At 71.1% G+C, this 9,944-nt stretch carries 10 protein-coding genes and 1 pseudogene; 7 read left to right on the plus strand and 4 right to left on the minus strand.

Translation table 11 applies throughout. From position 1 onward, the window contains the following. Positions 1-84: 84 nt before the first annotated feature. Positions 85-315, minus strand: a complete 231-nt coding sequence (locus tag AN216_RS03380; protein ID WP_244502298.1) for a hypothetical protein — start codon at positions 313-315, stop codon at positions 85-87. A gap of 26 nt (positions 316-341) precedes the next feature. After that, on the minus strand, positions 342-581 hold the full coding sequence (locus AN216_RS03385) for a hypothetical protein (RefSeq protein ID WP_139140845.1): 240 nt from the start codon (positions 579-581) through the stop codon (positions 342-344). A 257-nt stretch (positions 582-838) separates the two neighbouring features. On the opposite strand from AN216_RS03385, the gene AN216_RS03390 reads away from it, so the two are divergent. The 4 genes from AN216_RS03390 (at position 839) to AN216_RS03405 (ending at position 3,939) form a co-directional block, all read left to right on the plus strand. After that, complete coding sequence (locus AN216_RS03390; protein WP_079166208.1) at positions 839-1,711, plus strand: helix-turn-helix domain-containing protein; 873 nt, start codon at positions 839-841, stop codon at positions 1,709-1,711. Further along, complete coding sequence (locus tag AN216_RS03395; protein ID WP_070195082.1) at positions 1,708-1,947, plus strand: DUF397 domain-containing protein; 240 nt, start codon at positions 1,708-1,710, stop codon at positions 1,945-1,947. Before AN216_RS03390 ends, AN216_RS03395 begins: the two co-directional genes overlap by 4 nt. Positions 1,948-2,194: 247 nt before the next feature. Beyond that, positions 2,195-2,983: an endonuclease/exonuclease/phosphatase family protein gene (locus tag AN216_RS03400; protein WP_079166209.1), complete on the plus strand. Its 789-nt coding sequence runs from the start codon at positions 2,195-2,197 to the stop codon at positions 2,981-2,983. A gap of 170 nt (positions 2,984-3,153) precedes the next feature. After that, a complete protein-coding gene (locus tag AN216_RS03405) occupies positions 3,154-3,939 on the plus strand; it encodes an IclR family transcriptional regulator (RefSeq protein ID WP_070195083.1) in 786 nt (261 codons plus the stop codon). Between the two features lie 75 nt (positions 3,940-4,014). Here the strand turns inward: AN216_RS03405 and AN216_RS03410 are convergent, their stop codons facing one another. Then, a complete protein-coding gene (locus AN216_RS03410; protein ID WP_070195108.1) occupies positions 4,015-5,253 on the minus strand; it encodes an NAD(P)/FAD-dependent oxidoreductase in 1,239 nt (412 codons plus the stop codon). Further along, positions 5,253-5,615 carry a bifunctional 3-phenylpropionate/cinnamic acid dioxygenase ferredoxin subunit gene (locus AN216_RS03415; protein WP_070195084.1) on the minus strand — a complete coding sequence of 121 codons (363 nt, stop codon included), beginning with the start codon at positions 5,613-5,615 and terminating at the stop codon, positions 5,253-5,255. Before AN216_RS03415 ends, AN216_RS03410 begins: the two co-directional genes overlap by 1 nt. Positions 5,616-5,942: 327 nt before the next feature. Here AN216_RS03415 and AN216_RS03420 point away from each other — a divergent pair, with 327 nt between their 5' ends. The 3 genes and pseudogenes from AN216_RS03420 to AN216_RS03435 form a co-directional block, all read left to right on the plus strand. After that, entirely contained in the window at positions 5,943-6,749 is an 807-nt protein-coding gene (locus AN216_RS03420) for an IclR family transcriptional regulator (RefSeq protein ID WP_070195085.1), read from the plus strand. A 574-nt stretch (positions 6,750-7,323) separates the two neighbouring features. Then, positions 7,324-8,547 carry a sarcosine oxidase subunit beta family protein gene (locus tag AN216_RS03425; RefSeq protein ID WP_070195086.1) on the plus strand — a complete coding sequence of 408 codons (1,224 nt, stop codon included), beginning with the start codon at positions 7,324-7,326 and terminating at the stop codon, positions 8,545-8,547. Positions 8,548-8,678: 131 nt separating this feature from the next. Further along, a pseudogene (locus AN216_RS03435) lies at positions 8,679-9,944 on the plus strand (sarcosine oxidase subunit delta); the annotation flags it as partial.

Genomic DNA, 9,944 nt, shown 5'->3' on the forward strand with positions numbered 1-9,944 from the left:
TGAGCCGCGGCGATGCGCGGAGCGCCCCCTCCGGCGGCCGGCATCGGCGAACCGGCCGGCAGCGGGTGGGTGAGTGGCGAACGGTCACGGCTTGGGCTCCCGGATGTGGTCGAGTGGGGTGGTCCACTCCTGGCCGCCGCCTTGGGGCGGGCGGAGCCACGCCACCGGCGGTCCGTCCCCGGGGATGGCGGTCAGGGTCCGTGACGCCGCCGGGTTGACCTCGGGACATACGGCCGTCAGTCGGCCGGTGAGGTCGTGCAGGGTGTCGTGCACGAGGTGCCCGAGAAGCGGGTGGTCGTGGTGAAACAGGCTCAACGGGCGTCCGTATGCCTGGTGGCCGCTCATCGGGGGTCCGCCTGCCGCAGGTCGGCCACGGCCGCCCACCAGGCGGGCTCGCCACCGCCAACGGGTCGCAACAGCACGCGCGTCGGGTGGTCTATCACTTCGGTACGGACCGCCCCCAGGTCGTCTTGGAGGAGCTGCACCACGCCGGTGCGACCGGTGTGGCCGTCCAGCGCGCGGACACCGACGGACAACCACGAGTGGGCGACCGTGCGCGGTGTTGGCTGTGGTGTGGTCATCGCCATCGCCTCGTTCTTCGGGCATGCGGGATGAGGGGGACCGGTGGATCAGCAGAGGCTGAACCGGCTGGTTCCCAGGACCCGTTCACGGTGACCGGTGACACAATGAGTCGGCAAGTGAATCCACAGTGATTCACTCACTGGGCGAAAGATGGCACATGCCAACGCGTGCACATGCTCTGTCGCACTGAGCAAATCCAGTGCGACACTGCGCACATCGCCATGAAAAGCAGGAAGTTGGCCAGGAAGGCGGGCACATGGCGGCACAGCACAGACCAACGGCACGCCGAGTCGCGCTCGGTCATGAGCTGCGCGAGCTACGCAAACAGGCAGGGTTCAGCATCGCTGAGGCCGTAGAAGGCATGGCGTTCAGCCATGCGAAGCTTCAACGGGTCGAGACCGGGTTGCAAGACCTGCGTAGCGCCGGTGACCTGCGCAAGCTCCTCACTCGGTATGGCGTTACAGATGAAGAGGACATCGAGAAACTGGTGGAGACGCAGCGCGACGCCGCCAGTCAGGAGTGGTGGACACCTCACACCGCATACCTGAACTCGGGCATGCCGCGGTTCCTGGGGATCGAGGCGGCGGCGCAAGAGATCCGGGCGTATCACCCAAACCTCATCACCGGACTGTTGCAGACCGAGGAGTACGCGCGCGCACGTCATGAGATCGCCAAGGCGATCGACGAGACCACGAGTGAATTCGTGGACCACAGCGTGAGCGTACGGATGAAGAGGAAGGAGGCTCTGACCCTCGACTCAGACCCGACGAGGTTCTGGGCGATCCTCTATGAACCGGCACTCCGCCACGTTGTCGGTGGAGTCGACGTGATGCGCGAGCAGTATGAAGAGATCATCAAGCTCGCGGGCCTCACCAACGTGACGGTTCAGGTGCTCCCACAGACGATGCGGGGGTATCTGCCCGTGCACGACTTCACCATTCTGCATCTCGGCGACAGCCTGCCGACGACGGTCCAGGCGGACACCGCTTGGAGCGTGGTGTCCATGGCCGACAAGCCACGTGAGGTCGGGCGATTCTCACGGCGCTTCGAAGCACTGTCGCGGTCTGCTCTCCCCCCAGAGGAAACCCCGAATTTCCTGCACCAACTATCCCGAGAGATCACCGCATGAGCATTGAGACCCACACTCTGACGGCTCCTGTCCTTGCCAGTGTTGCTGACTGGTTCAAGTCGTCCCACAGCGACAACGGAGGAAACTGCGTGGAGGCCGCTGACCTGACTCGGACCGCGTACGACGGGGTAGCTGTCCGCGACTCCAAGGACCCCAACGGTCCCGCGCTGATGTTCACCCTGGAGGCGTTCGCCTCGTTCGTGACGGAGGCCCGCGCCGGACGCTACGACGCCTGATAGGTCCGAGCCACAACGGCCCTCCCGCCCCGACTCGCGGGCTGAGGAGGGCCGTTGCCGCAGTCGTGTCCCGTGAGCACCGACACCTTCGTTCAGTCCGGATTCCTGGTGGGCGTCCCACCGTGACGGTCCGGCACCCGTGTGGGCTTGTAGGTCAGTTGTATGTCCGGCCGGTACCTGTAGTCGCGTCAGCGAGTCGGTTGGCGTTGGCGCGTGAGCAGACTGAGTCCAGAGTGAGGAGACCCTGATGAGACAGCGTACGAAGAGACTCGCCGGCGCCGTGGCGGTCCCGTTGGCCGGCGTGCTGACCCTCTCCGCCGTGACGGCCGACGCTGTGACGGCCAACGCCGCACCGGGGCAGGAGGCCGGCGAGTCCTCCGACACGCGGGCCGCCGTCACGATGGACGTCGGTACGCACAACGTGCTGAGGGGCGCCGCGGCGTTCAAGCCGATCGGCGACGTGATCGGCTGGCAGGAGATGAACGACCCGGCCGACCGGAAGCGGCTGAAGAACAAGCTCCCCCGGTACAACCACTTCATCCCGAAGAAGAAGCCGGCGCGGGCGGTGCCGATCTCCTGGCGGCAGGACAAGTTCACGTTCGTCCGGGGCCATGCCGTGCTGACGCACAAGGGCGAGGCCAAGGTGACCCCGAACCGCTACGTCACCTGGGCCCTCCTGGAGCACCGGAAGACGGACGAGCGGCTGATCGTCATGAACACCCACTTCATCTCCGGTGCCTGGAGCAAGCACCCGGACCGTCAGGGGCGTTGGCTGAAGCACGCGAAGAAGCTCCGCACCGTCATCAAGAACCAGCACGGCAAGCACCCGAAGCTGCCGATCTTCCTGGTCGGCGACTTCAACCGGCACAAGGCGCTGAAACTTCCGGCCAACGTCGAGTACATCCGTGTCAAGGGCGCCAAGGGCGTGCCGATCGACCAGTCGTACGCCACCGACACCGTGCGGACTTCCAAGGTGAAGCGCCTCAAGCGCTTCGGCTCCGACCATCACGCGTACCGCTTCACGGCGACCTTCTGACCGTTCCCGGGCCGATCCGCCTCGGGACGGTTGTACTTGACGACACGGGGCGCCCACACTCCGCCCGAAGCGGATCGGCGGACCCGTCGTGGACACCCGCACGTACGGGCGGGTACGTCGGCACGGGCACGGCACGCTCCTCGGCGCGCCCCTGACACTATGGTTGCTCTATGAGCAACACGTCGGGTGAACGGCCCGCTACCTCGGTGCAAGCCGTCGACCGGGCGGTGACCGTACTCGAGATCCTGGCGCGCCGGCACGAAGCGGGTATCACGGAGATCGCCACCGAACTCGGGGTGCACAAGTCGACGGCCTTCCGCCTGGTGGGCGCGCTCGCCGCGCGCGGCCTGGTGGAGCAGAAGGAGCAGCGCGGGCGATACCGGCTCGGCTTCGCACTGATCAAGCTGGGCGGCGCGAACCGTACCCAGCCCGATCCGCTCCAGGTCGCGACCCCGGTGTGCGAACAGTTGGCGGAGGACGTCGGCGAGACGGTCAACCTCGCGGTCTACGAGGGCGGCGGCGCGGCGAACATCGTGCAGGTGCCAGGCCCCGCCGCGGTCATCACGCAGAACTGGATCGGTCGGCGGACCCCGCTGCACGCCACCTCCAGCGGCAAGGTGCTGCTGGCGTACGCCGACTCGCGAGAGCAGGCGGAAGCGCTCGAGGAGCCGTTGGAGAGGTACACCGCGGCGACCCTGTGCGACCCGGAGGCGCTGCGCGAGGAGCTGTCGACGATCTTCCGGCAGGGCTACGGTTTCGCGCACGAGGAGTTCGAGATCGGGCTCAACGCCGTCGCCGCCCCGGTCTGTGAGGCGGACAGTTCGGTCACCTTCGCGCTCAGCGCGTCCGGGCCGGCGTACCGGCTGACCGCCCAGCGGCTGCCGGACGCGGCGAAGGAGGTGGTGGCCGCCGCGGAGAAGATCTCCTGGCTGCTCGGGTACCTCCCGCCGGAGTGACGGGCGGTCGGGGCCGGTCCGGGAGTGCCCTCGCGCCCGCCCCGCCCCGTCCCGCCCCGTCCGCACCCGACGCGCTCAGAGTACGGCGGCGGCCTGTTCTCCCGAGCCCGAGCCCGAGGCGGGCCCGGAGTCCGAGCCCGTCGTGGCCAGCGCCCGTCGCCATCTGGTGAACTCCTTGGGCCGGTTGACGCCCAGTACGGCCGTGGCCCGCCCCTCGCGTTCGTACACGGCGAGGAAAGAGCGGTCCGCCGGATCGCCCGCCTCGACCCGCACCTCGTCCTCCGCGCCGCGATGTCCGGCGAACTGGATGCGCACGCCGTACTGTTCGGACCAGAAGTACGGCACCGCCGCGCGCCGTCGCCCGTCGTCTCCGGCCGCCGGGCCGGCGCCCCCACCGAGCAGCGTGCGTACGGCCGTGCGCGGCGCCTCCAGCGCGTCCGTCCAGTGCTCGGTGCGTACGTACCGCCCCGTACTCGCGCGGTAGGAGGCCGCGCAGTCGCCGACCGCCACCACCCCGGGCAGGTTCGTGGCGTACGCGGCGTCGGTGCGGACACCGTCGTCGACGGTCACCCCGGAGCCGGCCAGCCAGCCGACGTTCGGTTCCGCCCCGACGCCGACCACCACGGCCGTCGCGGGGAGTTCCTGACCGTCCGCCAGGCGTACCGCCGTCACCCGGGGCTGGCCCAGCAGTTCCCGTACGGGCACCCCGCAGATCAGCCGTACCCCGTGGTCCGCGTGCAGCGCCGCGCAGGCCGTGCCCATCGTCGGCCCCAGCGGTCCGGCCAGCGGCACCGGCAGCGCCTCGACGACGGTGACCTCGGCGCCGGCCGCCTTCGCGGTGGACGCCACCTCCGACCCGATGAAGCCGGCGCCGACGACCACCACCCGGGCACCCGGCCGGAGTTCCTCCCGCAGCGCGCGGGCGTCCTCCAGGGTGCGCAGCGTGTGCACCCCGCCGCGCCCGGCGAAGCCCGGCAGGTTACGGGCGCGGGCGCCGGTGGCGAGCACCACCGAGTCCGCCGACACCTCGCCGCCGTCCGCGAGCCGCACCCGGCGCTCGTGCGGAAGCAGCGCGGTGGCGGGGGAGCCCAGGCGCCAGTCGAGGTCGAGGGCGTCGTCCGCCTCCGTGCCGAGCGCCAACTCCTCGGCGGAGGCGCGGCCGAGCAGGAAGTCCTTGGACAGCGGCGGACGGTCGTACGGCCGGTGCGGCTCGTCGCCGACCAGCGTCACCCGCCCGTCGAACCCCTGGTCGCGCAGCGCCCTGGCGGCGGCCAGACCGGCCAGGGACGCTCCGACGACGGCGACCGAGCGGATCACGCGGTCACCGCGGCGACCGCGACACGCACCCGGATGACGCCGTCCGCGATCTCCACCTGGTGCGTGCGTACGGGGCGCTTGGCCGGTGGTCCGCTGGGCATGCCCGTACGCAGGTCGAAGCAGGCGGCGTGCAGCGGGCACTCCACCGTGCAGCCCTCGAGCCAGCCGTCCGCCAGCGAGGCGTCCTGGTGGGTGCAGGTGTCGTCGATGGCGTGGATCTCGCCGTCCGCGTTGAAGACCGCCAGGGGTTCCACACCCCCCGGGCCCTCGACGCGGATGGATTCGCCGGGCGGCAACTCGTTCAGGTGGCAGACCTGGACGACGACGTCCGACCGGGTCAGGGTCTCGCTCTGCTCCATGGCTGTTCCTCCGTACACGGGCGGGGCTGGACGACTCCGCGGATCTGACATGTGTGGGGAGCGATACGGCGAGCCGACGGCACGCGAACGGGTTCGGATGCCGTACGGGTGGGGCGTGTGGAGCACGTGCGGCACGTCGGGGACGTGCTGGCTTGCGCTTGCTGGTCGCTGAGACGCGAAAGACGCGAAGGACGCGAGAGAGGACGTGCTGTTCGTACCAGTGTGCGTTCCGCATAGTGCAACCTAATTGACTATGCGCAACAAAGGTGGGGCGGGCGAGGGTCGGTTGTCAAGCGGGACGGCCCTGCGGGCGGCTACCTTTTCGTTATGAGCGACGACAGGCGCAAGGCGGTCCGGGGCGGCGGTGGTTCGGGCGGTGGCTCCACGGCCGTGCAGTCCGTGGACCGGGCGGTGACGATTCTGGGGCTGCTCGCCCGGCACGAGGAACTCGGCGCCACGGACCTCGCCGAGGAGCTGGGGGTGCACAAGTCGACCGCGTTCCGGCTGGCCCTCGCGCTGGAGCAGCGCGGCCTGGTCGAGCAGGCCGCGGACCGCGGCAAGTACCGCTTGGCGCACGGCATCGTGCGCCTCGGCGGAGCGGCCAGCGCGCAGCTCGACATCACCCGGGAGAGCCGGCGGGTCTGCCGGGACCTGGCCGAGGAACTGGGCGAGGGGGTCAACCTCGCGGTCATCGACGGGACCGAGGCCATCCACGTCAGCCAGGTGCGCGGGCTCGGCTCGATCAGCGCCTACAACTGGGTGGGCCAGCAGACGCCGTTGCACGCCACCTCCAGCGGCAAGGTCCTGCTGGCGTACGAGCCGGTGGCCACGGTGGACGCCGTGCTGGCCCGCGGGCTGGAGCGGTTCACCGGGCACACGCTCGCCGGCGCGGCGGAGCTGCGCGCGGAGCTGGCCGAGGTGCGGGAGCGCGGCTGGGGCAGCACCGCGGAGGAGTACGAGGTCGGGCTGAACGCCATCGCGTGCCCCGTCCACGGCGTCGGGGACGCGGTGGTCGCGGCGCTGAGCATCTCCGGGCCGTCCTATCGGTTGCCGCCTCGGCTGTTCCCGGCGGTGGCGCGCTCGATAGCCGCTGGCGCCGAGGAGATCGGCCGGCGGATGAAGCGGCTCGGCTGACCGGTTCGCGCGCCGCGTCTCACTCGTTCGCGGGAGTGGCACGGGCCGTGTGCGGGGAACCGGCAGAGGTACGTCCCGGGTGTACTCCCGCGGTGCCGGAGGTCGCCGTGACGCCTGTGACGACGGGCGTCCCGAGCGCCAATACCCCTCACCCTTTCGGGGCTTGACATCCCCGCAGTGACAACCGCCATACTCGCGGTCGCGGCCCTGTTGCATATAGGGCCACGTGTTGCGCTACCTGAAACCCATTGGGTTACGTACTCCCTCTCCTGCCCCTTCTCCCGGATGGTGGGGATGCACCGTGCGCCGAATCGTCATCTCGCCCGCGACCGCCCGCCGCGTACGACGAACGCGAGATCTCCAGCGCCTGCCGCTGCCACTGCCGTTCTCGCTGCCGCTGCCGTCGGCGTGCCCGCCGGGTGCCGCCAACGCCGGCTGACCGGCGGCTGTTCCACGCCTGACCTGCGCCGAGCCGTTCCGCGTTCGGCTCCCGTACGCCAGTCCGTACGCCTTCGACCCGCCCGACCCGCCCGAGCGCCTGCCCCTCCGGCTCGGTCGACAGGAAGGTCCGCCCATGCCCGCAGTACCCCCGGCACAGCAGCACCCCACCGAGCTGTGGCGTAACCCGGACCCCAAGCCGTCCTACGACGTGGTCATCGTCGGAGCCGGCGGCCACGGCCTGGCCACCGCGTACTACCTGGCCAGAAACCACGGCATCAGCAACATCGCCGTGCTGGAACGTGGTTGGCTGGCGGGCGGCAACATGGCCCGGAACACCACCATCATCCGCTCCAACTACCTCTGGGACGAGAGCGCCGGCCTCTACGACCACGCGCTGCGGCTGTGGGAGGGCCTGTCCGAGGAGTTGGACTACGACATCCTCTTCAGCCAGCGCGGCGTGCTCAACCTGGCGCACAGCCTCCAGGACGTGCGCGACGGCACCCGGCGGGTGGAGGCGAACCGGCTGAACGGCGTGGACGCCGAGTGGCTGACCCCGCGGGAGGTCGGCGAGTTCTGCCCGATCCTCAACGTCTCCGAGGACGCCCGCTACCCGGTGCTCGGCGCCACCCTGCAACGCCGTGCGGGCATCGCCAAACACGACCACGTGGCCTGGGCGTACGCCCGGGCCGCCGACGCGCTGGGCGTCGACCTCATCCAGAACTGCGAGGTCACCGGCATCGACACGGTCGGCGACCGGGTCACCGGCGTACGCACCAGCCGCGGGCCCATCGCCGCCGGCAGGGTCGCGCTCGCCGCCGCCGGCCACACCAGCCTGCTCGCCGGGATGGCCGGCCTGCGGCTGCCGTTGCAGAGCCACCCGCTACAAGCGCTCGTCTCCGAGCTGCTCGAGCCGGTGCACCCGTGCGTGGTGATGTCCAACGCGGTGCACGTCTACGTCAGTCAGGCGCACAAGGGCGAGCTGGTGCTGGGCGCGGGAGTCGATCCGTACGTCAGCTACGGACAACGCGGCGCCTTCCACGTGATCCAGGAGCAGATGAGCGCGGCGCTGGAGCTCTTCCCGATCTTCGCGCAGGCCCGGGTGCTGCGCACCTGGCGCGGGATCGTCGACGTCACCCCGGACGCCTCGCCCATCCTCGGCCGCACGCCGGTGGCCGGCCTCTACCTCAACTGCGGTTGGGGCACGGGTGGTTTCAAGGCCACCCCGGGCGCCGGCTGGGCGTACGCCCACACCATCGCGCACGACGAGCCACATCCGCTGGCCGCGCCCTTCGCGCTGGAGCGCTTCACCACGGGCGCGCTGGTGGACGAGCACGGAGCCGCCGCGGTGGCGCACTGAGTCCGTACGACCGCACGCCGCTGGCCACCTGGCCACCTGGCCACCTGGCCACCTGGCCACCTGGCCGATTGACCGACCGACCGCCCGACCGCCGAGCCAGCCCGAGCCGTTCGGGCACAGGAGAGTGACCGATGCTGCTGATTCCCTGCCCCTGGTGCGGGGAGCGCGACGAGGTGGAGTTCCGCTGCGGCGGCCAGGCCCATGTCGCGTACCCGGCCGAGCCGACCGCGCTGAGCGACGAGGCGTGGCGCGACTACCTGTTCGTACGCGACAACCCGCGCGGCTGGTTCAGCGAGCGCTGGTGCCACGCGGCGGGCTGCCGCCGCTGGTTCCACGTCCTGCGGCACACCGTCACGCACGAGGTGCGGGGCGGCTACCGGATGGGCGAGCGGGCGCCGGTGACGCCCTCATGAACACACACCGGCAGCCCTCCGGCGGGCTCATCGACCGCTCCCAGCCGCTCCACTTCACCTTCGACGGCGCCTCGTACGTCGGCTACGCCGGCGACACCCTCGCCTCCGCGCTGCTCGCCAACGGCGTGCACCGGGTCGCCACCAGCACCCTGTACGGTCGCCCGCGCGGCATCCTCGCCGCCGGCACGGAGGAGCCGAACGCGCTCGTGCGGGTGGCCGGTTCGGCCGGCGCCGCCGCTCAGCCGATGACCCAGGCCACGGTGACCCCCCTGTACGAGGGGCTGCGCGCCAGCGGGCTGGCCGCCGGCAAGGGCCGGCTGGACCAGCCCGGGCCAGGCGCCACCGGGACCACCGAGCGGTACGACGCCGTACACGCACACTGCGACGTGCTCGTCGTGGGCGCCGGACCCGCCGGCCTCGCCGCCGCCCACGCCGCCGCCCGCACCGGCGCGCGGGTGCTGCTGCTCGACGACCAGACCGAGCCGGGCGGTGGTCTGCTCGGCGCCACCGAGACGATCGACGGCCGGCCCGCCCTGGACTGGGTCCGGCGCACCACCCGGCTGCTGGCCCGGCACCCCGAGACCCGGGTGCTCTCCCGCACCAGCGTGCTCGGATACTACGACCACCACTACCTCGTCGCGGCCCAGCGCTTCGACCGTCCCGCCCCGGGCGGGCCTCGCGAGCGGCTGTGGCAGCTGCGCGCGCGGCACGTCGTGCTGGCGACCGGCGCGCAGGAGCGTCCGTTGCTGTTCGCGGGCAACGACCTCCCCGGCGTCATGCTGGCCCACGCGGCTCGGACGTACCTGAACCAGTACGCCGTCCTGCCCGGCCGGCGGGCGGTGGTCTGCACGACGAACGACAGCGCCTATCCCGCCGCGCTCGAGCTGGCCGAGGCGGGCGTACGGATCGAGCGGGTCGTGGACGCCCGGCCGGCGGCGCCCGCGCCCTGGGCGGAACGCTGCGCGGCGCGCGGCATCGCGGTGC

Source organism: Streptomyces oceani, assembly GCF_001751245.1.
GTDB lineage: Bacteria > Actinomycetota > Actinomycetes > Streptomycetales > Streptomycetaceae > Streptomyces > Streptomyces oceani.

What these genes read in the sequence shown, in the direction of transcription:
- AN216_RS03390 (WP_079166208.1), top strand. Translation starts at nt 839, where the DNA reads ATGGCGGCACAGCACAGACCAACGGCACGCCGAGTCGCGCTCGGTCAT.
- AN216_RS03415 (WP_070195084.1), bottom strand. Translation starts at nt 5,615, where the DNA reads ATGGAGCAGAGCGAGACCCTGACCCGGTCGGACGTCGTCGTCCAGGTC.
- AN216_RS03395 (WP_070195082.1), top strand. Translation starts at nt 1,708, where the DNA reads ATGAGCATTGAGACCCACACTCTGACGGCTCCTGTCCTTGCCAGTGTT.
- AN216_RS03400 (WP_079166209.1), top strand. Translation starts at nt 2,195, where the DNA reads ATGAGACAGCGTACGAAGAGACTCGCCGGCGCCGTGGCGGTCCCGTTG.
- AN216_RS03420 (WP_070195085.1), top strand. Translation starts at nt 5,943, where the DNA reads ATGAGCGACGACAGGCGCAAGGCGGTCCGGGGCGGCGGTGGTTCGGGC.
- AN216_RS03405 (WP_070195083.1), top strand. Translation starts at nt 3,154, where the DNA reads ATGAGCAACACGTCGGGTGAACGGCCCGCTACCTCGGTGCAAGCCGTC.
- AN216_RS03425 (WP_070195086.1), top strand. Translation starts at nt 7,324, where the DNA reads ATGCCCGCAGTACCCCCGGCACAGCAGCACCCCACCGAGCTGTGGCGT.
- AN216_RS03385 (WP_139140845.1), bottom strand. Translation starts at nt 581, where the DNA reads ATGACCACACCACAGCCAACACCGCGCACGGTCGCCCACTCGTGGTTG.